Source organism: Mucilaginibacter ximonensis (genome assembly GCF_042686265.1).
Classification (GTDB): Bacteria; Bacteroidota; Bacteroidia; order Sphingobacteriales; family Sphingobacteriaceae; genus Mucilaginibacter; species Mucilaginibacter ximonensis.
Window position 1 is genome coordinate 358481 of the sequence record NZ_JBHUPD010000001.1, and the last position, 23873, is coordinate 382353.

20 protein-coding genes are annotated in these 23873 nt (G+C 42.3%); 17 read left to right on the forward strand and 3 right to left on the reverse strand.

Annotation, left to right across the window (positions count from 1 at the left end; translation table 11 throughout):
• Positions 1-14 precede the first annotated feature (14 nt).
• A complete protein-coding gene (locus ACFS5N_RS01695) occupies positions 15-1301 on the forward strand; it encodes a citrate synthase (protein WP_377181565.1) in 1287 nt (428 codons plus the stop codon).
• A gap of 252 nt (positions 1302-1553) precedes the next feature.
• Here the strand turns inward: ACFS5N_RS01695 and ACFS5N_RS01700 are convergent, their stop codons facing one another.
• Both ACFS5N_RS01700 and ACFS5N_RS01705 read right to left on the reverse strand, forming a co-directional pair.
• Positions 1554-2003 carry a GNAT family N-acetyltransferase gene (locus tag ACFS5N_RS01700; RefSeq protein WP_377181567.1) on the reverse strand — a complete coding sequence of 150 codons (450 nt, stop codon included), beginning with the start codon at positions 2001-2003 and terminating at the stop codon, positions 1554-1556.
• Between the two features lie 96 nt (positions 2004-2099).
• Positions 2100-5336: an amidohydrolase family protein gene (locus ACFS5N_RS01705; protein ID WP_377181569.1), complete on the reverse strand. Its 3237-nt coding sequence runs from the start codon at positions 5334-5336 to the stop codon at positions 2100-2102.
• 110 nt (positions 5337-5446) lie between these two features.
• Between ACFS5N_RS01705 and ACFS5N_RS01710 the strand changes: the two genes are divergently transcribed.
• The 7 genes from ACFS5N_RS01710 to ACFS5N_RS01740 all read left to right on the forward strand — a co-directional run bounded on the left by ACFS5N_RS01710 (position 5447) and on the right by ACFS5N_RS01740 (position 11675).
• Complete coding sequence (locus ACFS5N_RS01710; protein ID WP_377181571.1) at positions 5447-7339, forward strand: RecQ family ATP-dependent DNA helicase; 1893 nt, start codon at positions 5447-5449, stop codon at positions 7337-7339.
• A gap of 188 nt (positions 7340-7527) precedes the next feature.
• Positions 7528-8142: a GIN domain-containing protein gene (locus ACFS5N_RS01715; RefSeq protein WP_377181573.1), complete on the forward strand. Its 615-nt coding sequence runs from the start codon at positions 7528-7530 to the stop codon at positions 8140-8142.
• 112 nt (positions 8143-8254) lie between these two features.
• Entirely contained in the window at positions 8255-8971 is a 717-nt protein-coding gene (locus tag ACFS5N_RS01720) for a head GIN domain-containing protein (RefSeq protein ID WP_377181575.1), read from the forward strand.
• A 48-nt stretch (positions 8972-9019) separates the two neighbouring features.
• Positions 9020-9988 carry a c-type cytochrome gene (locus ACFS5N_RS01725; RefSeq protein ID WP_377181577.1) on the forward strand — a complete coding sequence of 323 codons (969 nt, stop codon included), beginning with the start codon at positions 9020-9022 and terminating at the stop codon, positions 9986-9988.
• 76 nt (positions 9989-10064) lie between these two features.
• A complete protein-coding gene (locus ACFS5N_RS01730) occupies positions 10065-10514 on the forward strand; it encodes a hypothetical protein (RefSeq protein WP_377181579.1) in 450 nt (149 codons plus the stop codon).
• 112 nt (positions 10515-10626) lie between these two features.
• Positions 10627-11076, forward strand: coding sequence for a hypothetical protein (locus ACFS5N_RS01735; RefSeq protein ID WP_377181581.1), 450 nt, complete (start codon positions 10627-10629; stop codon positions 11074-11076).
• A 152-nt stretch (positions 11077-11228) separates the two neighbouring features.
• A complete protein-coding gene (locus ACFS5N_RS01740) occupies positions 11229-11675 on the forward strand; it encodes a lipocalin family protein (RefSeq protein ID WP_377181583.1) in 447 nt (148 codons plus the stop codon).
• 76 nt (positions 11676-11751) lie between these two features.
• Here the strand turns inward: ACFS5N_RS01740 and ACFS5N_RS01745 are convergent, their stop codons facing one another.
• Positions 11752-12882, reverse strand: a complete 1131-nt coding sequence (locus tag ACFS5N_RS01745; RefSeq protein ID WP_377181585.1) for a PKD domain-containing protein — start codon at positions 12880-12882, stop codon at positions 11752-11754.
• 631 nt (positions 12883-13513) lie between these two features.
• On the opposite strand from ACFS5N_RS01745, the gene tig reads away from it, so the two are divergent.
• The 9 genes from tig (at position 13514) to ACFS5N_RS01790 (ending at position 23850) form a co-directional block, all read left to right on the forward strand.
• The gene (gene tig, locus ACFS5N_RS01750; RefSeq protein ID WP_377181587.1) at positions 13514-14863 is read left to right on the forward strand and encodes a trigger factor; all 1350 of its coding nucleotides are present in this window, start codon (positions 13514-13516) and stop codon (positions 14861-14863) included.
• A 282-nt stretch (positions 14864-15145) separates the two neighbouring features.
• Positions 15146-15877 (forward strand): ATP-dependent Clp protease proteolytic subunit, encoded by a 732-nt coding sequence (locus ACFS5N_RS01755; RefSeq protein ID WP_377181589.1) that lies wholly within the window; start codon positions 15146-15148, stop codon positions 15875-15877.
• 158 nt (positions 15878-16035) lie between these two features.
• Entirely contained in the window at positions 16036-17274 is a 1239-nt protein-coding gene (gene clpX / locus ACFS5N_RS01760; protein WP_377181591.1) for an ATP-dependent Clp protease ATP-binding subunit ClpX, read from the forward strand.
• A 90-nt stretch (positions 17275-17364) separates the two neighbouring features.
• The gene (locus ACFS5N_RS01765; protein ID WP_377181593.1) at positions 17365-18219 is read left to right on the forward strand and encodes an AMP nucleosidase; all 855 of its coding nucleotides are present in this window, start codon (positions 17365-17367) and stop codon (positions 18217-18219) included.
• A gap of 108 nt (positions 18220-18327) precedes the next feature.
• The gene (locus tag ACFS5N_RS01770; protein WP_377181596.1) at positions 18328-19686 is read left to right on the forward strand and encodes a cystathionine beta-synthase; all 1359 of its coding nucleotides are present in this window, start codon (positions 18328-18330) and stop codon (positions 19684-19686) included.
• Between the two features lie 105 nt (positions 19687-19791).
• Complete coding sequence (locus ACFS5N_RS01775; protein WP_377181598.1) at positions 19792-20079, forward strand: GIY-YIG nuclease family protein; 288 nt, start codon at positions 19792-19794, stop codon at positions 20077-20079.
• A 280-nt stretch (positions 20080-20359) separates the two neighbouring features.
• Entirely contained in the window at positions 20360-21667 is a 1308-nt protein-coding gene (gene murA / locus ACFS5N_RS01780; RefSeq protein ID WP_377181600.1) for a UDP-N-acetylglucosamine 1-carboxyvinyltransferase, read from the forward strand.
• Positions 21668-21910: 243 nt separating this feature from the next.
• A complete protein-coding gene (locus ACFS5N_RS01785) occupies positions 21911-23467 on the forward strand; it encodes an ArnT family glycosyltransferase (protein ID WP_377181602.1) in 1557 nt (518 codons plus the stop codon).
• Positions 23468-23478: 11 nt separating this feature from the next.
• Complete coding sequence (locus ACFS5N_RS01790; RefSeq protein ID WP_377181605.1) at positions 23479-23850, forward strand: DMT family protein; 372 nt, start codon at positions 23479-23481, stop codon at positions 23848-23850.
• Positions 23851-23873: the final 23 nt, after the last annotated feature.

Here is a 23873-nt window from a genome sequence, read left to right on the forward strand (position 1 = left end):
CAAACAATCTTTCTATGTCTGCATCAGCACAACTAACTATAGGTGATAAAACATACGATCTTCCAATAATTGAAGGTACCGAAGGCGAAAAAGCCATTGATATTTCTAAGTTAAGAGACCAAAGCGGTTTAGTTACATTAGATATTGGTTATAAAAACACCGGAGCTACGCAAAGCTCAATCACTTTTTTAGACGGCGAGCAGGGCATATTGAAATATCGCGGTTACGCTATTGAAGAGCTTGCTGAGAAGTCAACCTTTATTGAGGTTGCTTATCTGCTGATTTACGGCGAATTGCCAACCACACAGCAATTAAAAGATTTTGAGTATGAAATAAGCCGCCATACCCTGGTGCATGAGGATATGAAGAAGTTTTTTGACGGGTTCCCGTCAAAATCTCACCCTATGGGCCAGCTCTCTTCTTTGGTGTGTTCATTATCAGCCTTTTACCCGGAGTCGTTAAAGCCTAACCAAACTAAAGAAGAACAAAACCAAAGCATTATTAAAATGCTGAGCAAAATGGCTACTATAGTTTCGTGGATTTATAAAAAGTCATTAGGCCATCCGGTTATGTATCCGTTAAATAAATATGATTACGTAACCAACTTCCTGAACATGACCTTTGGTCAGTTAACTGAAGAGGTTGAGATTGACCCGGTGGTGGTAAGCGCCATGAATACTTTATTGATATTACATGCCGACCACGAACAAAACTGTTCAACGTCAACAGTACGTATAGTAGGTTCGTCTGAGTCAAATATTTATGCGTCGGTATCGGCGGGTATTTCAGCGCTATGGGGCCCGTTGCATGGCGGTGCTAACCAGGCAGTTATTGAGATGCTGGAGAAAATTAAAGAAGACGGTGGCGACACCGACAAATGGATTGCCAAAGCGAAAGATAAGAATGATCCTTTCCGTTTAATGGGCTTTGGCCACCGCGTATATAAAAACTTTGATCCGCGAGCCAAGATCATCAAGAAAGCCTGCGACGATATCCTGGAAAAATTGGGTGTTAATGATGAAGTTTTGGAGATTGCCAAACGCCTTGAAGAAGTTGCCTTGAAAGACCCATACTTCGTGGAGCGTAAACTGTATCCAAACGTCGATTTCTATTCGGGTATTATTTACCGCGCCTTAGGCTTCCCGACTGATATGTTTACCGTGTTGTTTGCCCTTGGCCGCTTACCGGGATGGATTGCGCAATGGAAAGAAATGAAAGAACATAAAGAACCAATAGGCCGTCCGCGCCAGATTTATACCGGCGCCGTGAACAGGCAATACGTGCCGATTGAGAAAAGATAAGCTGAACTGACAGCTCCCGAAGCCCCTGATTGATCAGGGGCTTTTTTGTTAGCGGTGTTTCATAAAATATGAAACACTTTGAAACACCATTTTTACATAAGATGCTATTAATCAGTTGTTTGTTGAATTAGGGTGAAACACTTTGAAACACTTGTTAAATTTCGGTCGGCTTTTAATCTTTTGATTATGAGTTCATTATATTTTTCGACTTTTTGACCAGATGCGGTGAAACATCCAAAGTGAAACAGTAAATTAAAAATTTTCATCCATCATCACACAGATATCGCTTAACTCATTAAACCCAAATTTGCCGTAAAACGATGTAAGCTGCCTGTAGGTGAAAAGTAAGGCATTAGTAATACCTTTCAGCTTCAAGTCGTTTTTAACAGCTGCCATTAATAACGAGCCTATGCCGGTTTGTTGATGGTTTACGTCCACAAATAATTCTCTTAAATAAAATATATCCCCGTCAAAATAGGGTTCTGCATTTCCCGCAGCGCAGCCCACTATTTTGTTGTCTTTTATAGCAACCCAGCCCATAAATTCAGGCGTGTGGTAATAGCATTTCAAAAGCGCTTCAGCCTTGCCGGGCGTCCACTGGTTATTCCAGGGCGGGTTGTTGTAGGCGGTTATCATGATATCAACACATTGTTTAAGCGTAGTAAATGAAGTTATCGCTTCTATAATGACAGCATCTTTCATTATTTAATATTTACGCTTTAGTCGCGATTATGAGTAATCCTTACAACAAAAGGCCCGCTCACTGAGCAGGCCTTTCCTATATATCAAACGGCAAAATTAGTCGCCGTCCTGTGTGCCGTATAAGTAAGTCTCCATATTACCTATTGGCAGGGTAACGCTTTCGCCATGAGGTTGCTGCCACCAAAAGCGCAGGCGCAATTTTTCATGGTTGCCAATTTCATTCATGGTTTCAGAATCATAGAGGCGGCCATTTACCATTACATATTTAATGTTATTGCTGTTTTTAATATCGTCCAGCGGGTTTTGATTGAGCACAATGAGGTCGGCAAGTTTGCCGTTCTCTAACGAGCCTATCTCTTTATCCATACCTAAATAGGCAGCGCCGTTTATGGTTGCACAACGGATGGCTTGCAATGGTGTCATACCGCCCTGGGCAAGCATCCAAAGTTCCCAATGTGCGCCAAGTCCCTGTAATTGTCCGTGCGAACCCAGGTTTACTTTAGTGCCGCCATCAGCAATTTGCTTTACATACTTTGAAACCTCAAAGTGGCCGTATTCGCCATATTCAGACGTCGTGCGGCGGCGCGAACGTGCATCTACGATTGATTTAGGCGTAAAATTGAGTAAGTGCTCATCTTTCCAAACCTCAGTGCGGTCATACCAGTAATTTTCGCCAAATTGGGTGCCATAGCTCACAATAAGCGTAGGGGTATAGCCTGTTTTGCTTGCATTCCAAAGCGACTTTACATCTTTATAAACCGGCCAAACCGGTATATTGTGTTCAATACCGGTGTGCCCGTCCAGGATCATGTTCATATTGGTGAAGAAGGTCGATCCCCCTTCAGGTACCACCTGCATCTGCAACTGGCGTGCTGCTTCAATAACCTGCTGGCGCTGCTCGCGGCGTGGCTGGTTATAGCTTTTTACTGAAAATGCGCCAACATCTTTTAAACGGCGTATGGCAGAGAGTGCATCGTCAAGACTATTTATTACAACTTTAAAATCGCCGTCTGCGCCATAAAGTACTGAGCCGGTCGAGTAAACCCGCGGACCCACCATGCGGCCGGTCTTCAACATTTCTGACTGGCTGAAAACCATTTCAGTATTGCTTGACGGATCGTGAGCTGTGGTAACACCGTATGACAGGTTTGCAAAATAGTTCCAGTCTTGCTGCGGCGAAATGCCATCAGGGCTAGGGTGCAGGTGTGCATGCACGTCAACAATGCCCGGCATAATGGTTTTGCCCGGTATGTCGTAAACTTTAGCATCTTCAGGCACAGGCACATCGCCGGTTTTGCCCACGTTTATTATTTTGTTATGATCAATGATGATGGTACCTTTTTCAATCACCTGGTCGTCTTTCATGGTGATTATACGGGCATTGGTGAAAGCAATTTTGCCATCAGGTACATCAGTTTTTAATTTAAGGTTGATGTCAACACCCGTGGTATCCAAAGCCGGGGCCTGCCCGTCAACAAAAGAGAAAACATTATGGATATCGCGGCTATAATATTTAGGGCCCAGTACCCACATGAGTTTCTGGCTGTCTTTACTCCAGTGTAATGAGGTGCCGGCATCTTTGGTTAGCCTGGTAAGCGGCAAAGCTTTATTGCCTGCCGATAGGTCTTGCGGTGCCCCTGTGCCTACCAAAGGCGTTACGTAGCAGTTAAACAGCTCTGTAAAAGCCATCCATTTACCATCAGGGCTGGGTGCAAATTGGGTGGCATAGGTTGAAGTATATAGTGTACGCTGGTTGCCGCCGTTGGCATCCATTACTTTATATGCTTTTTTACCGCCTTCATGACTCTGGTAATAGATCTTACTATCGTCCGATGAAAAAACAGGGTTAATGCCGTTGTCAAGAATAAGCGTTGGCGTGCCGCCGCTGGTAGCAGGTATGGTATAAATACCAGGGTTTACCCCAAAGGCAAAACCCAGCACGTCGTTACCCTCGCCTTTGCGGTAAATAATCTTGTCGCCATGGTTTGAGAATTTTGGCGTGTAGTAATAGCCTTTTTCGGCAGTAATACGGGTTACTACGCGGGTAGTCAGGTCGACTGTATTGATAGAGGCCTTAAGCGCATCGTTCCATGATACATAAACCAACTGCTTGCCATCCGGGCTAAAAGATGGATCGTACTCAAAATCACCCAACGTATCAATGCGGGTAGGTACGCCCGATGGGAGATCTTTAATATAAACAAACCCCGCGGCGTTAAAGGCAATCCTTTTACCGTCAGGCGATGTGGTTACCTGCCTGATCATACGGGCCGTAAACTCATCCTGATAAACACGTTGCGGAAAATGCAGCGCATCAGTTATACTTTGAGTAGCTGTGGCCTCAAACGGTATTTGTACAGCCTGCAGTGAATTAACATCCAGGTTCCAGATTTTCCCTTTGGCATAAAATATAATATTTCGGCTATCGGGTGTCCAGGCAAAGTTTGGATAAACGCCAAAAATTGCCCAGGTTTCCTGCTGGTCATGCGACAGGTCATCATATACCGGCCATTCTTCACCGGTACCTAAATTATGCAGGTATAAAACTGACTTTAAACGTACGCGCTTAACAAAAGCCAGCAACTTGCCATCGGGCGATATCTGCGGGCGGCACGCACCACCGGCATCGCCGGTTACGGTTTCAATATTACCGGTTTCGCGATTTAAGCGTTTAATAGCATAAATGCCCTTATTGGGGTCTTTACTATATTCAAAGTTGGGGCCGGGAGTTACGTCCTCGCTCCAGTAAACATATTTGTTATCGGGCGATATGATCGGCTCGCCGGCGTCTTGCTGGTCGTTTTTACGTTGGGTTAATTGTACGCCGTCGCCGCCATTTTTGTTATACAACCACATTTCGCCGGCGCCTAATGAGCGCGAAGCGGTAAAATGTTTACGAGCCACCAGGTATTGGCCGTTGGGCGCCCAGCTGGCGTTGTTTAATAGTCTGAAGCTTTCGTGCGTAATAGAGTGTTTGTTACTGCCATCGCTGTTCATTATCCAGATATTGTCGCCGCCCTCCTTATCGCTGGTGTATGATATTTGTTTACCATCAGGACTAAAACGGGGCTGTACTTCAAAAGCTTTACCACCGGCCAGTAATACGGCCTTGCCGCCGCCTATAGGTATTGAATAGATATCGCCCAGCAAATCAAAAACAATGGTTTTACCGTCGGGGCTCACATCCAGGTTCATCCATGTACCTTCATCGGTAGTAATGGTAACCTTTTTTTGGTTACCCGGCGGGGTTTCCACGTTCCACTTAGGGGCCTGCGCCCGCGTGGCTGCGGCGGCAAACAATAAAAATATAAACGTTAGTTTAAGTAGCTTCATGAATTTGTGTGTTTTACAAGTGCTAATTTAAAACTATTAGCGCATTTTAGGCTAATCCTACTTAAAACCCATTATTATTTTAATAGTTTTGACACTGCCGCGATATTTAAATGACGATACAGGAGATACTCAGGACCTACTGGAACCACGATGCTTTTCGCCCCATGCAGGAAGACATCATACAATCTGTTCTGCTAGGTTACGATACTTTAGCGCTGTTACCCACAGGTGGCGGCAAGTCGGTTTGTTTCCAGGTGCCGGCTATGGCTAAAGAGGGTATTTGTATTGTAATATCGCCGTTAATAGCCCTGATGAAAGATCAGGTAGAGAACCTCAGAGAAAAAGGCATTGAGGCTATAGCGATAACTGCCGGCATGAGTAAGCGCGAGATAGACCTGGCGCTTGATGCTTGCGTATACAATCAGGTGAAATTTCTGTATTTATCTCCTGAGCGATTACTTTCTGAACTGGTGCAGGAGCGCATAAAATACATGCAAATTAACTTGTTTGCGGTTGACGAGGCTCATTGCATATCACAATGGGGTTATGATTTCAGGCCGGCGTACCTGCATATTTCCAACCTGCGCGAAATACATCCTGAAGTGCCCATGCTGGCGCTGACCGCAACGGCTACAGCCGAGGTTCGCCAGGATATTCAGGATAAATTGCGATTTAGGGATGCCCGGGTTTTCAAAAAAAGCTTTGAGCGTAAAAACCTGAGCTATGTGGTACAGAATGAGGAGAATAAGTTCAAAAAACTGTTGGATGTAGCACGGGGTGTTAAAGGTAGTGGTATTGTGTACGTGCGCAGCCGGCGCGAGTGTGCTGAAATTGCCAGGTTTTTTATAGACAATAATATTAAGGCTGATTTTTATCATGCCGGTTTAACACCCGATGAGCGCTCAAAAAAACAGGAGAGCTGGAAGGGTAACAAAACCCGTATTATGGTAGCCACTAATGCTTTTGGGATGGGGATTGATAAACCTGATGTGAGGTTTGTGATTCATAAAGACCCGCCTGAAAGTTTGGAGGCTTATTACCAGGAAGCAGGCCGTGGCGGTCGCGATGAGCAAAAAGCCTACGCAGTATTGTTATATAATGACGCCGACCATGCCAGGCAGCAAAAGATATTTGAATTAAGTTTTCCATCGGTAGATGAGATTAAACAAGTATATCATCATCTGGGAAGCCAGTACGCTGTAGCTTACGGGGCAGGCGAGGGCTTAAGTTTTGACCTGGATTTGGGTGCCTTTTGCGCTAAATATCAACTGGATGTGATCAAGACGCTTAATGCCCTTAAGTTTTTAGAACAAAGCGAATATCTTGCATTCAGCGAAAGTGTGTTTTTGCCCTCACGTTTCAGGTTTGAGGTAAGGCACGATGAGTTGTATAACTTCCAGATACAAAATGCCGGCTGGGACGCTTTTGTAAAAACCCTGCTCCGGTCGTACGGCGGGGCTTTTGAGAATTACGTTCGCTTAAAAGAATTCGACGTGGCGCGCCGGGCCAACTTGAGCGTTCAGCAGGTTATTGAAGGGCTGAAACAGTTGCAGCAACTTAATGTGCTAACCTATTTGCCGCAAAACGACCAGCCACAGGTTACCTACCTGCGCCCGCGGCAGCAAAACAAAGAACTTTATATCGACCAGCGGTTTATAGCGCAGCGCAAAGCCATCTATCTTAAAAAAATTGAAGCGGTATCTGGGTATTGTACAATTGAACAATGCCGCAGCCGGCAGTTGTTGGCCTATTTTGATGAGCCTGATGCCGAGAAATGCGGTATATGCGACGTTTGCCTTGAAGAAAAGCGCCGCCGCGATGCTGCAGACTTAACCGATGATATTACTACTGAACTGGTACAGCTGCTAACCGATGGTCCATCAGATATTAATACGCTGATGTCATCTCTTAAAACCGGTACTGAAAAAGAGCGCCTGCACACTATTCGCCTGTTACTGGATGCCGGTAAAATCAAATTTAACGGCGAGCTATATTATTTATAACACCGTATAGCTCATCCCCTCAAAAAATTTCTTTCCGTTTTCACCGATGTATTTGCGGCGTTCACCGAGTAAAAACGGCCATGTGTCGGTTTTACACTAAGTAGCTGTAACCTTTCATAACCGCTGTCGTCTTATGGATGTATTTAAAATAATTAAACAATAAGATTCACAACAAAATATTTAAAATCATGAAAACTAGAATAATAACTCTGATCACCCTGTTAACCATCGTATTAAGCGTATCTGTTAGCAGTGCCGCAACATTAAAAAATGACAATGGTGTGCAAACTCCGGTAGTAGTAGCTACCAATAATATCAACAAAATTGAAGCTTCAGGAAACGTAGAGGTTTACGTTACCAACGGCGATAAAGACCAGGTAAAAGTTTATGATAAATACTACGCTCAAAATGCTTTTGTGCAAGATAAAGACGGTGTATTACGCATCGCATCTTACAATGCCGAAAAACTGGTGGTTTTGGTAACCGTAACCGACCTGCACGCTATTACCGCTTCTGACAACGCTGCAATTAAATCATTCGGTAGATTATCGCTGACTGATTTTAACCTGGTATTAAATAACCGTGCATCTGCTCAGTTAAAAATTGATGCTATTGCTGCTAAAGTAACTTTAAACAACCGCTCTACCGCCGATATTTCAGGTAGCGTAATTGATTATGAATCAGCTTTCAGTCAGTCATCAACCTTAAATAAAAGTAACCTGACTGCAGTTAACAGCGTTGAAAAAAATACGACCAAAGCTGCTGCAGCTACTCAGGCCGAAGAAAAAGTAGCAAGCTTGTAACCCGGCACACTTTTGCAAAAGTTCAATATATATTTTTAAAAACAGGAGCTAAAAACTCCTGTTTTTATTTTATAACTTTGAGTAATAATTGTCTAAACTGTTAAAAATCAACATGAAAACGTTTCTTAAAACTGCATTGGTCCTGTTTGCCGGGATGTCTTTAGCTATCTCATCATGCAAAACAACCTGTACAAAGGGCTCGGGTCATGTAGTTTCTGAAAATCGTAAAGTAGGCAATTTTAGCAAACTTGACTTGTCGGGCATGTACAACGTTGAGTTGGTTCAGGACAGCTCAATGAATATCTCTGTATCGGCTGATGATAACCTGCTTAAACTGATAACTACCGAAGTAGACGGTGATAAACTCAAAATAAAAACTCAAAATATTTGTCCGAGCGGTCAGATTGTTGTCACCATCGGTGTCCGTAATCTGGACGAAATTGACCAAACCGGTGCAATAAGCCTTACTACAAAAAGCAAACTGGTAACTAAAGACCTGGCTCTTAACCTTGCCGGCGCCAGCAATGTAACTCTGGATCTTGATGCAGCTAACTTACATACTACGGCCAATGGCTCAATTGAAATCAATCTGAAAGGTCAGGCCACTTCTCACAGCGTTAACCTTAGTGGCGGGGGCAAAGTACACGCTTTTGATTTTGTAGTAGGTAATTACGATTTGGAAACATCTGGTGCCGCCGATTTTGAGATCAATGTGCTGCATGCGCTCACTGTTAACAGCAGCGGTGCGTCTGAAGTTAAATACAAAGGAAACCCTACAACTATCAATAATAAAAAATCTGGAATATCAACTATAACTAAAGTTAATTAACACTTAGCGGGGAAGATAGATTTGCCCGCAGGTCCCTATCACAATTTCATGAAAAAAGTAGTAAAAATTATCGCCTACGCAGCGATAGCAATCGTGGTGCTTATTATAGCAGGCGCCTCTTACGTAACCCTTGCCCTGCCAAACGTTGGCGATGCCGAAAATATAAAAGTTGATATTACGCCGCAGCGCGTAGCACATGGTAAATATCTGGTTAATAATGTAGTGGCTTGTCTTGATTGCCACTCACCACATAACGATGCCAGATTTGGCTCACCAAGTGATACAACCATGTGGGGTGCCGGCGGCGGTAAGTTTACTGCCAGTGATGGCTTCCCGGGCGATGTGACCGTGCCTAACATTACGCCGTACAAATTAAAAGACTGGACAGACGGCGAGCTATTCAGGGCAATAACAACCGGTGAGCGCAAAGATGGTTCGGCAATTTTCCCGCTGATGCCCTGGCCTTATTATTCAAAAATGGATAGGGAAGATATTTATGATATCATTGCCTACATACGTACCCTGAAACCAATTAAGGCAGATTATCCGAAATCAACACTTGATTTTCCGCTTAATATCATTGTACACACCATGCCGCAAAAAGCTACATTGGGTAAACGGCCTGATCCGAAGGATAGCGTTGCTTACGGCGCTTACCTGGTGCAGTCGGCGGCTTGCCAGGAGTGCCACTCGCAGGATGATAAAGGTGTGTATCTGCCTGGCTTGCAGTTTGCAGGTGGTAAAGAGTTTTTAGTTAACGGCCACAAACTGCATTCGGCAAATATTAGTCCTGATATGACTACCGGCATTGGTAGTTGGAGCAAGGCGGCGTTTCTTGCCCGTTTCAGAGCCTTTAAAGATCGCAGCAAAGCTGCTCCGGTAGGCAAAAATGATTTCCAAACCATTATGCCATGGTACAATTATGCTCAAATGAGCGACAGCGATCTGGCATCTATTTACGCCTATTTAAGAACAGTTAAGCCGGTTAAAAACCCTGTTGTTAAATTTACGCTGTAACAAGTTTAAAGAAAAAATATTGCGATAAAGTTTATGGATGATTGATATATTAGCCGTAAAGTTTATCGCACTATTTATGAAGAAAATTATTCCTGTACTAGCCTTATTTATTGCCGCTTTTGCAGCTTGCAAAAAAGATAAGGCGATAGTCCCTCAACAGTCTGTAGTTGGAAAATGGAAGTTTACCAAAATGGAAGAGCGGGATTTTAACAACGGCACGGTAGTGTTTGATACTACATTAATAATCCGGGCCACCAACGCCTTTCTTCAATTCAATGCTGACGGTACAGGGCATGCCACAGTGTGGACAATGTCAACCGCTGCCACCCCAACCTCCACCCAGCCTATAGGTGATTTTAATTATACTGTGTCTGGCGATGTATTGACCATAGCCGGCAGGGTGGCCGATGGTATCACCGATCATTTATCATTTAACGGCGATGAAATGCTGATTACGGTGAGGATTGAAGATAATGAAGTGCCAACGCGCTATGCTGATATCATTGAGTATTATTCAAAGCAATAACCGTTTATCAGCCGCCGCAACAAAACATACTTATTAGTCTGATTTAAAAAAAGTGGCGATGAAATTTAGATACTAATTAATAAATTGGATTTTAAACTTTATCGCATTACTTATGAAAAAAATTATTTCTGCATGCTTTCTGCTTTGTTTTGTTTTGGCGAGCTGCAAAAAAGATAACGCCAATGGCAACGTGTTAACCGGTAAATGGATATTAAAGGCGACCGGCTACACATTTAAAGTAGGCAGTCAAAACCCCTATCGCGACACTGTTGTAAATGACAATAGCGGGCAAAAATTTATCCAGTTTGGCTTGAACGGAAAAGGCAATACCAATATTTATGAACCTTCGCCAACTGCGACAGGCTACACTGATGTATATGTTGAAGGGGAATTTACCTATAAAATAGATGGGCAAACTTTAAGTACCCTTAACAATCCTGACGGTTATCCGCTTATAAGAAATGTTGCTTTTACCGGCAAGGATGCAATGCAACTAATACTAATAATGAAAAATACTGTTGCTAACACCAGCACCACCATAACAGAATACTATTCCAGGTAATATTTCGCCAACGTTATAACTTAACCTAATAGCTTTCTAAAATTGAGTTAGCCCGCCGTAACTATTACTGAAACTATAACCCAGTATTTTACCAGGTAACTAAGCCACCTTATTGTCATATATTAAATTACAAACTATAATCACAAACACCTATGAAGAAAATCATTTTTGGCGGGCTGTTGGGCCTTACTGTTATTACCGCCTGCACTAAAGACAAACAAACGTCAATTGTTGGTAAATGGACGCTTACCAAAACAAAAAGTAAAATTACCGTTAATGGCGCTTTGCTACAAGATACCACCGTCACCTCTTCCAGTGCATCGTCATATTTGCAATTTAACGTAGATGGTACAGGTAGCACCACACTTGCAACCTACGTGGGAAGCGAACCGGGTACAGGCGCCATAATAGGTGCAACAGATTTCTCTTATCAACTATCGGGAAATGCTTTACATGTAAACTATAAAAATAACGGTGGCGGAACAATAGATGAAACTGCACTAATTAACGGCAACCAGTTGCAAATAAATTTTAAAGTTAATGACACTGTTCAAACTACCGTATTTAGCGCTGAGGTTACCGAGTACTTTACAAAGTAACAACCAGGCAGGTTAAAACAAAAAAGAAGCCCGTGCTCCATGAGCACGGGCTTCTTTTTTTTATATGAAGTTTATATTATTTATATAATCTGAACTCTTCGATCTGGAATGCAGATTGGAATGTTGAAATAATTCTCCATCTGTAGTAAACATACGGTTTTGGGTTTGCTATCGGATAGTAGAAGAATCTTAAATAGCGGGTTGAATATTGATTAACCGCAGTCAGATAATCAGCAAAGCCCTTGCCTGTTATCGGCGTCATCATTGTATTCGGGTCTGTGCTGTCTGCGCTTCTATGATCTATTATATCCCAGGTTCCGGTATTAACACCGTCGGTCGAGTCGTTTGAGCCTTCAATAACCCATTCGCTAGGGTCGCGGTCGCTCTCAGAGTCATTACCGTTCTCGATAGCATACATTTTCACTGTTACCGGCGAAGCAAATTGCAACCAGAAAATCTCCGGAGTAGGGAAAGCCGAATAAAATCCAAATTTAGTATTCGGATTACCGTCAATCAATTTAGGAGCGTTTTCGTTAGAATTATCCAAGTTATCATTGGTTGAACCAAAATTTATACGCGATTGGGTAATGTCACTAACTATACCTTCAGGTGTTACATTTTTGCTTACGGTGGCCTGGCTGCCTTTGTCTGTAGTAATGGTTACAGAGAAGCTGTTGAAACTACCAAAAGCAAAAGTAGGCGTAGGAGACAAGTCGCTGCTGGTGGTTGTTGTAACAGCGCTTGTGGATGGATCGACAGCGTTAAATGTCCAGGCAATAGTTTTAATGTGTGCTTTTACCTTGGCGCTAAATTTAAGCTGGCCATCAACGCTGGTTTTTTCAGTAGACACTTTTATAATGCTATCTGGAGCTATATTGATAACTATCTGTTTATGCGAAGTTTCGCCGCTTTTTGAATAGCTCTCTAAGTCTACTGTATATTGGCCTGTAGTTAAATAAGTGTGGGTGGGGTTGGTGTCGGTATTCAGGGTGTCGTCACCAAAACGCCATTCCAGTTTAACAAAGTTTTCTGCAAGGCTGTTAAATTTAAAAGTAAAACCATCTGTAGAGTCTGGAATTACTGTGTAATCGGCGATTGGATTCTTAATAACCGGATCGCTTGGCACCGTTACGCTGTTTGTTTTCTTACAGGCGTAGATAGCGCCCATACAAAACAGTACGGCAAGAGGTTTGAAGAGTTTTTTCATAAGAGCTGGTTTTTTAATTTTCATGAATGAGGGTTATAATTATTGATGGTTTTTAAGTTGCTTATAATAAATTTTGGCGGCTATCAGATTCTTGGAAAAAAAGAAAACAGGCCACCCGTTCAGACGCAGGTCCAACTTTAATGAATAGTGTAAATTAGAGGGGTAGGTAGTATGCCTATGTAATCCGCCAGTTAAGCAGATGTTAATAATAACACGCCAATATTAACGACATGTTTTGTCTTATTATATATAATTCCCGTTTATAACAAAAGAATTACATAAGCAGGTTATCCAAGGTTCAGATATTTAAATATAAAAAGGTTTGTTAGGTTTTGATTTTCTTATAGTTACACTTTCCGGTCGCTTGGTTTAGTTATTAAAATGTAGCTCAATAATAAATAAATTTTATGTTAATTGTTTAGCTTTCATAACCCAATAATTGAAAATCTGACGAATATGTCAGTATCAATCGAATTGTTGAGGCAAAAAATGTTAGGTTTTGATTTTCTTCCGGTTACAGCTCAATCTGTTTAATTAAAAATAAAATTAGTACCTTTGCACCTCTAAATTTTATGGTTGCATCGACATGCTGCTGTAAATCAGATACTAAATAATAAAATTATCATAAAAGATGAATATTACACAGGAGAAAATTGACAACCTGAATGCTGTTCTGAAAGTTAACATAGACGCTGCCGATTACCAGGCCCGTGTTGATAAGGCAATTAAAGACCATGCTAAAAAAGCAAAAATGCCAGGTTTCCGCCCGGGAATGGTTCCGCCTTCGCATATCAAAAAAATGTATGGTAAAAGTATTTTGGTCGACGAGGTTAATAACTTGTTATCTGATACCTTGAATAACTACATTACCGAGCAAAAATTAGATATCCTGGGCCAGCCGCTGCCAAAAGTGGATGACAAACAAGAGTATAACTGGGATTTTGCCGACAATTTTGAGTTTAACTACGAAATTGGCTTAGCTCCTGCGTTTGATATCGACTTTTCATCTAAAGATAAATTAACCCAATACGTAATCAAGATTGACGATACTACCCTGGCCGAGCGTATCAAAAATATTCGCCGCAGTTATGGCAAAATGACAAATCCTGACGTATCGGCAGATGATGATGTATTATATGCGCAATTAACGCAGCTTTCGCCGGATGGTTCTGTTTTTGATGGTGGCATAAGCAATACTACATCAGTAAGAATAGAGCAGATCAAAGACGCAAAAATCAAAAAGTCGTTGATCGGCTTGAAAAAAGACGATGAAGTAACACTGGATATCCAGAAAGCATTTGGTAACGATGCGCCAAAAGTTGCTGCCATTTTAGGTATCGACGAAAGCGAAGCGGCAGATGTGAAGTCAAACTTCAAACTGACCGTTAAAAATGTTAACCGTTTAGAAGAAAGCGATCTGAACCAGGAGTTCTTTGATAAATTATTTGGTGCAGGCGTTGTAACAGACGAAGCCGGCTTTAAAGCTAAAATCACTGAAGAGCTGGAATCAATGATGAACCAGGACTCTGACCGTAAGTTGCAAAATGATATCTATCAATACAGCTTAGATAAAGTGAGCTTTGAATTGCCTGACGAGTTTTTGAAACGCTGGTTAAAAGCAACTAACGAAAATCTTTCAGAAGAAGAGTTGGAAGGTGGTTACAAAGATTTCGCTCAAAACTTAAAGTGGACGCTGATTGAAAATAAGATCATTACCGGTAATAACCTGGAAATTAAATATGATGAAGTTTTCGCAGCAGCAAAACAAAGCTTAGATGCACAGTTCAGAATGTACAGCCCAACTCCGCTAACTGAGGAGCAATTAGGCCAGTACACTGTACAATACCTGCAAAACAAAGAGAATGCTAACAAAGTATTTGAAGAAGTAAAGGCCCTTAAAACTATCGACTATATTAAGAGCGTAGTTACTTTGGATAAAAAGGATATATTCTACAACGATTTTAAAGAATTGGCGAAGTAAGATAGATCCACTTTACTTTAATAAGAAAAAGCATCCTCAAATTGGGGATGCTTTTTTTTTGACCTCTCCCAAACCCTCTCCAAAGGAGAGGGCTTTTTGAAACGCTTGTTTGATAAATTAGTTAAGGAAGCTAATCAAAGCCCTCCCCCTCGGGGAGGGTTGGGAGGGGTGTTGCAATTTTTACTTTTTCCAAACTTTATAATTAAAAATATATTCAACTAAAAACTATATTTATTGCGGACAATATGCCGCATCTTAACCAAAAGCAAAATACATATACACATGAACAGTAATCCAGATAAAAACGAATTCAGAAAGTACGCTGTAAAACATCATCGTATAAGCAGCACTTACGTAGATAAATTTATTGGCGGTGTAAACAGAAGCAATATGCCTCATGGCATTGCTCCGGGCATCACCGGCATGACCCCTTACATCATCGAGGAACGCCCGATGAATATTGCACAAATGGACGTATTCTCGCGTTTAATGATGGACCGTATCATCTTTTTGGGCGATGCCATTTATGACCAAAATGCTAACATCATCCAGGCGCAGCTATTGTTCTTGCAATCGGCCGATGCTAAGCGCGACATCCAGATCTACATCAACTCGCCCGGTGGTTCGGTTTATGCAGGTTTAGGTATTTATGATACCATGCAGTTTGTATCAAACGACGTAGCAACGATTTGCACCGGCATGGCCGCATCAATGGGCGCCGTATTGCTTTGCGCAGGTACTGAAGGTAAACGTGCTGCGTTGCCACACTCACGCGTAATGATCCACCAGCCGTCCGGCGGTGCTCAGGGTCAGCAGTCTGACATTGAGATCACGTACCACGAGATCACTAAGTTGAAAAAAGAACTTTATCAAATTATAGCAGACCACAGCCATCAGGACTTCCAGAAAGTATGGGATGCGTCAGACCGCGACCACTGGATGATTGCCGAAGAAGCCAAAGAATTTGGTATGGTTGATGAAATTTTAAGAGGTACAAAAACAAAATCAAAATAATTTGATTAGGTTTTATTGAGTGGTTGATTAAGTTGATTGCGTTAATGGTTATGTTTAGGTTAAAATAACTATTCACCAACCAACATAATCAACCACTTAACCAAAATTGGTTTATATAAACCAATTGTTTAATTTTGCATATTAACATTTATATCACAATGAATAAAAACAGTAAAGAGATAAGGTGTTCATTTTGCGGCGCAGGCAAGCAGGATTCACTGATGCTTATAGCGGGGTTAGATGCGCATATTTGTGATAAATGTGTTAACCAGGCCAATGAAATACTGGCCGAAGAATTGAAAGTGCGTAAGGTTAAAGCTTCGCCAACTTCGCCGGCCATATTAAAACCAGCCGAAATCAAAACGCATCTTGACCAATATGTAATCGGTCAGGACGATGCCAAAAAGATCTTATCGGTTGCTACCTACAATCACTATAAACGTCTGAATCAGCGTATTGATAAAGATGAGGTAGAGATTGAAAAATCTAACATCATTATGGTAGGTGAGACCGGCACAGGTAAAACCTTGTTAGCGAAAACTCTTGCCAAGATTTTAAATGTTCCTTTTTGCATCTGCGACGCTACTGTATTAACAGAAGCCGGTTATGTGGGCGAGGACGTTGAAAGTATATTAACCCGTTTGCTGCAATCTGCTGATTACGATGTAGCACTTGCTGAAAAAGGCATTGTATATATTGATGAGGTGGATAAAATAGCCCGTAAAAGCGATAATGCTTCTATCACCCGCGACGTAAGCGGCGAAGGCGTGCAACAGGCTTTATTAAAAATATTGGAAGGTACTATGGTTAACGTACCACCTCAGGGTGGCCGTAAACACCCCGACCAAAAAATGATCACCGTTAACACCAGCAATATCCTGTTTATCTGCGGTGGTGCTTTTGATGGTATTGAAAAGAAAATTGCCAGCCGTTTGCGTACGCAAACTGTTGGTTACAAATTAAAAGGCAATGATGGCGAGGTTGATTTGAAAAACCTTTACAAATACATCACCCCGCAGGATTTGAAATCGTTTGGATTGATACCTGAGCTGATTGGCCGTTTACCGGTATTGACATATCTGAATCCGCTGGATAGAGAAGCGTTGCACAATATCCTGACCGAGCCAAAAAATTCATTATTAAAACAATACAAAAAGTTATTTGAATACGAAGGCGTTAAATTAGAGTTTGATGACGAGGTGCTCGACTTTATTGTTGACAAAGCGATGGAGTTTAAACTGGGCGCCCGCGGCTTACGCTCGATATGCGAGGCGATTATGATCGACGCTATGTTTGAGTTCCCATCTAAAAAAGATGTGAAAAAATTGAACATAACTTTAGATTACGCACATGAGAAATTTGATAAATCTGACCTTAAAAAGTTAAAAGTAGCTTAATAACAATTATATAGCCCCAGGCTATTTTTGTTATAGATAAAACTGCAGCCCTGGCCTATGCCGGGGTTTGCTGTATAAAAAGGAAATATTATGAACGATGAACTAAATGTAAAAAAGGAAGGTGGGAACCTTCCGAAAGTTAAAGAGGTAAGTAGCCCGGTAAAATCAGGACTAAAAACTAAAGATGCCATAGTAGTTAACTGGCTGCCACGGTATACGGGCAGGCCGCTTGAAGAATTTGGCGAATACATTATCCTGACAAACTTTTCAAAATACATTCAACTATTTTCTGAGTGGAACGATAATGCGCCAATCATGGGCTTAGACAAGCCCATGCAAAGCGTAACCGCAAACGGTATTACTATCATCAACTTTGGTATGGGTAGCCCTGTAGCAGCCACGGTGATGGATTTACTGACAGCTATCCACCCAAAAGCCGTTATTTTTCTGGGTAAATGCGGTGGTTTAAAGCGTAAAAACAATGTAGGCGACCTGATACTGCCTATAGCGGCTATCAGGGGTGAAGGTACGTCGAATGATTACCTACCGCCAGAGGTTCCGGCGTTGCCGGCTTTTGCTTTGCAAAAAGCTATTTCAACTACCATCCGCGACTTTTCGCTTGATTACTGGACCGGTACCTGTTACACCACCAACCGTCGCGTGTGGGAACATGACAAGAAATTTAAAAACTATTTAAAAGAGCTGCGCGCTATGGCTGTCGATATGGAAACTGCAACCATTTTTACCTGCGGTTTTGCCAACAAAATACCAACCGGTGCGTTACTTTTAGTATCAGACCAACCAATGATCCCAGAAGGTGTGAAAACCACCGAAAGTGATTCAAAAGTTACCGGCCAATACGTTGAAACACATCTCAAGATCGGTATTGAATCATTGAAGCAATTGATTAACGGTGGCTTAACAGTGAAACACTTACGTTTTTAATTTGGTGAATGGTTGATTGAGTTGATTAGGTTAAGTTGTTGTTTATTTTAAAATGATAACTTATAATGACAATTCACTAACTCACCATTCACCCAATCAACCAACAATATGTGGTACAACAATATACTTGAAACCATTGGCCATACCCCGCTGGTTAAACTAAATAAGATAGTCAAAGATATACCGGCAACGGTGTTGGCTAAGATAGAAACTACCAACCCCGGTAACTCCATTAAGGACCGCATGGCGCTTAAAATGATTGAGGATGCTGAGCGGTCAGGCAAACTGAAACCCGGCGGTACTATCATCGAGGGTACATCGGGCAATACCGGTATGGGGCTGGCTATTGCGGCGGTTATAAAAGGCTATAAATGTATTTTCACCAGCACCGACAAACAGTCAAAAGAAAAGTTTGATGCATTGCGCGCCTTTGGTGCCGAGGTTATTGTTTGCCCAACCAATGTTGATCCGGAAGATCCGAGGTCCTACTATTCTGTATCCTCTCGCCTTGAGCGCGAGGTGCCCAACTCGTGGAAGCCTAACCAGTATGACAACCTGTCTAACAGCCAGGCACATTATGAATCTACCGGCCCTGAAATATGGGAACAGACGGAAGGTAAGATAACGCACCTGGTGGCCGGCGTGGGTACGGGCGGTACCATTTCAGGCATCGCCAGATATTTGAAGGAAAAGAATCCTGCCATACAAATCATTGGTATAGACACATACGGCTCGGTATTCAAAAAATATAAAGAGACCGGCGAGTTCGACAAAAATGAGATCTATCCATACATTACTGAAGGTATAGGCGAGGACTTTCTGCCTGCTAACGTAAACTTTGACCTGATAGACCATTTCGAAAAAGTAAGCGACAAGGACGCTGCTTTAATGACACGCGAAATTGCACGTAAAGAAGGTATTTTTGCCGGTAACTCCACAGGCTCTGCCATTGCGGGTCTGCTGCAAATGAAAGACCGCTTTAAAGAAGGGGATGTGGTAGTCATTATTTTCCCTGATCATGGCACCCGCTACCTGGGCAAAATGTACAACGACGACTGGCTGCGTGATCGCGGTTTCCTGAAAGAAGAAAAACTAACCGCCCGCGATATCATTCGCAAAAAAGAAAGCCGGGAAATTGTTACCATCGATATTGAGAAAACGGTACTGGAAGCCATAAACACTATCAAATCGCTCAATATTTCGCAAATACCGGTTACGCAGGCCGGTATGGTGATAGGTAAGATTACCGAGAGCGATATACTGAATGCGCTGCTGGAGAATCCGTCGCTTAAATCGCACCCGGTAAAAGATATTACTACTGCGCCGTTCCCATTTGTGGATGCCAATGCGTCGATTGATAAAATATCAGCCATGATCAATAACGATAACATTGCTGTACTGGTTGAGCTTGACGGCGAGATAGCCATTATTACGCAGTATGATATTATTAATGCGATATCGGCGTAGCGCAAGTAAATCTAAAGAAGAGGGTGTCACCCTGAGCCAGTCGAAGGGCGCGCGAAGGCCAACGACGCCTTGCAATGGACGAATATGGTATTAGTTAAATAATCTATGAAACAATATCACGTTTACATTTTATTGTGTGCAGATGGCTCTTATTATACAGGTGTCACTAATGATATTGATCGCAGATTTATTGAGCATACAGACGGCTTAAATAAAGATTGCTACACTTTTAAACGCCGCCCCTTAAAACTTGTTTTTGCAGAGCCTTTTCCGGATATCAATCAAGCTATCGCTTTTGAAAAGCAAATAAAAGGTTGGCGGCGCGCAAAGAAAGAAGCACTTATAAATGGTGATTGGGGCGCACTGCCAATATTGTCAAAAACTGCTAAATAATAACCTGTCAGCCCTGCGCAGAGATGCTTCGACGGGGCTCAGCATGACAACGCACTTTGCATCTTACAGGAAACGGATGTCACCCTGAGCACGTCGAAGGGCGCGCATCTGGCCTTTGCCCGCAGATGCTTCGACAAGCTCAGCATGACAACGCTCTTTTTATTTGTTTAAACATTCCCAATCAACCATCCCCGAAAACAAAAATATATTTATAATCTTTGTACAGCGCGCGGATTTACAAAACCGCGACTGTAAACTACTAAATATCAGATATCAACCCATGGTAAACGCATTTGAAATACAGGGTGGCAAGCCGTTAAAAGGCGAAATTACGCCGCAAGGCGCCAAAAATGAGGCATTACAGATCTTGTCGGCTGTACTGCTTACTGAAGAGAAAATAACGATCAGCAATATCCCTGATATTAAAGATGTAAACAAGCTTATTGAGCTTTTGGGCGATATGGGTGTAATAGTAAACCGTGTAAACGAAGATACGTACACCTTTGAAGCTAAAGATATAGATCAGGATTTTTTCCAGTCTGAGGCCTTTAAATCAAAAGGCGGTGGCTTACGCGGATCGATCATGATCGTTGGTCCGTTGCTGGCTCGTTTTGGTAAAGCATCAATCCCAAAACCGGGCGGCGATAAAATTGGCCGTCGTCGTTTGGATACCCACTTTCTGGGCTTTGAAAAATTGGGCGCACAATTTAATTACAATCCGGAGGATGGCTTCTATAATGTAGATGCATCTAATTTAACAGGTACTTATATTCTGTTAGATGAAGCTTCAGTAACCGGCACTGCCAACATTGTGATGGCTGCTGTGTTGGCTAAAGGCGTTACCACTATTTATAACGCCGCTTGCGAGCCTTACCTGCAGCAGCTTTGCAAAATGCTTAACCGCATGGGTGCAAAAATCAGCGGTATTGGTTCGAACTTGCTAACCATTGAAGGTGTTGAGCGCCTTGGCGGTACAGAACACCGCATGCTGCCCGATATGATTGAGATAGGTTCGTTCATCGGACTTGCGGCAATGACCGGTTCTGAAATCACCATCAAAAATGTACATTACCAGGAACTGGGTATGATACCGGATGTATTCAGGCGTTTGGGTATCAAATTAGAGCTTAGGGGCGACGACATCTACATCCCCGCCCAAGAACACTACGAAATAGAAACTTTCATTGACGGCTCTATTATGACCATTGCCGATGCACCTTGGCCGGGCTTTACCCCCGACTTGCTGAGCATCGTTTTGGTAGTAGCTATCCAGGCAAAAGGTTCGGTACTGATCCATCAGAAAATGTTTGAGAGCCGTTTATTCTTTGTGGATAAACTATTGGATATGGGCGCACAGATCATTCTTTGCGACCCGCATCGCGCTACCGTTATTGGTTTAGATAAACAAGTTCAATTGCGGGGCATTTCTATGACCTCGCCTGATATTAGGGCCGGGGTATCGTTACTGATCGCAGCTCTATCTGCCCAGGGCAAATCAACCATATATAACATCGAGCAAATTGAACGTGGTTATCAGCATATCGACAAACGTTTACAGGCGCTGGGGGCCGATATTAAGCGTATTTAATCAAAGCTGAAAGCTAATGGAGCTTAAAGCAGAAAGCTAAAAGGTTAAAGCTTTGCCGGGTGCATTGATTTAACCTTTTTGCATTTAAAAACGTTCCGCTCAAAAAAGCTTTAAGCTTTAGTCTTTCTGCTTTCAGCTTAAAAAAACTATTTAAAAACATTCTGCTCAAAAAAGCTTTAAGCTTTAGTCTTTTTGCTTTCAGCTCAAAAAAACTATCTTTATACTAACCACTTATTAACCTGCATGTCTTACCAAAACCGGAAATCGAGTTATACCAACTTTATACTCGTTTTTGTGCTCATTAAAATAGGCCTCAATTTGCTGGCTATTTCCAACTTTGGTTTTCATAGGGATGAACTGCTTCATTTGGCGTTGGGCGATCACCTGGATTGGGGCTATAAAGAAGTTCCGCCCTTTATAGCCGTGCTGGCTAAACTTACAACCTCTATTTTTGGCAATTCGGTTTTCGCCGCCCGCATATTTTCAACGCTTTGCGCCGGATTGATCATTTGGTTTACTGGCAAAATAGTAGTGGAGTTGGGAGGGAAAAAGTTTGCTATAGCGCTGGCTTGCCTCACCATGATTTGCTCGCCGGCTTTTATTGCCAGCGGATATTTGTTCCAACCGGTAGTATTTGACCAGTTATGGTGGGTACTTACAGTTTGGCTGTTGTTGCGGTATATTAACACATGCGCCGTAAAGTACCTGTATTTTACAGGTATCGCCATAGGCTTTGGGATGCTTACCAAATATACCATGCTATTTTTTGCCGTCTCGTTGATATTGGCCTTAATTATCAGCAAACAACGCCGTTTGCTGTGGAATAAGCACGTTTTAGGTGCCATAGCGGTGGCAGTGCTTATTGTCCTTCCTAATCTTATATGGCAAGTACAGCATCACTGGCCGGTGTTTAGCCATATGGCAACATTGCAAAAACAGCAGCTTGACTTTATAAGCCGTGCCGATTTTATCGGGCAGCAACTAATGGTGCACGGTGTTGCAATATTTGTATGGATGACAGGCTTTTTGTTTTTGATATTCTCTTTTAAACTTCGCAAATATCAATCGCTGGCAATAGCTTTTGTGCTTATATTTTTGTTTTTACTACAGATGAATGGCAAGCCCTATTATCTTTTTGGCGCTTTCCCGATGCTGTTTGCTGCCGGCGGATACGGCTTTGAGCGGTGGATCAAGAATAACGTTGCGTTACGTACCGCAGCCATTACTTTATTTACGCTGCCAAACCTGATTATCTTCCCGACGGTGCTGCCGGTACTGCCGCTAAAACCCACACTTTCTTTTTTTGAGTTTATTAATACACACACCCATTTTATTAATTTCATAACCGTTTGGCAGGACCATAAACACCACGCCACCACCCAGGATTATGCTGATATGTTTGGCTGGGAAGAAATTACGCAAAAAGTGGCTAAAGCGTATTACGAACTAACCCCCGAGCAACGTAAAAATACCCAGATATTTGCTGATAATTATGGCGAGGCCGGAGCTTTACATCACTTTGCTAAACAATATCATTTACCTGATGTTGTTTCGCTAAGCAGTAGTTTTGCGTTGTGGGCGCCAGATAGCCTGGATGGCAAATATATCATTTACGTAGACGACCAAAACGGCGATAAAATAAAACGCTTTGCACCGATAACCGATAGCTGTACCAAATTGGGCGAGGTGACAGATACACTTGCTGTAGAACAAAGGTCGGCTATTTTGTTATTAGTAAACCCTAAGCCACAACTTAATGAAGTTTACAAAAAAGAACTGGCCGAAAGGCGTTCTCAATAATGTTAAAAACTATGCGCGGACTAAAGACCATTATTTTTTTACTCATATCAAACACCTTTATGACCTTTGCCTGGTATGGGCACCTTAAATTTAAAGAGTACGATTGGGGCAAGAACCTGGCACTCATCTCGGTCATTCTTATCAGTTGGGGCCTGGCTTTTTTTGAATATCTGTTTCAGGTCCCTGCCAATCGTGCAGGCTTTAAGGGCGACGGTGGTCCGTTTACACTAGTGCAGCTTAAAACCATTCAGGAAGCTATAACACTGACTGTGTTCATGGTTTTTTCCATTCTATTTTTTAAAACCGAACGTTTTGGCTGGAACCACCTGGTTGGTTTTGGTTTGATTGTGCTGGCCGTGTTTGTGATTTTTAAGAAGTGGTAATTCGATAAAAAACGTAGGGTGTC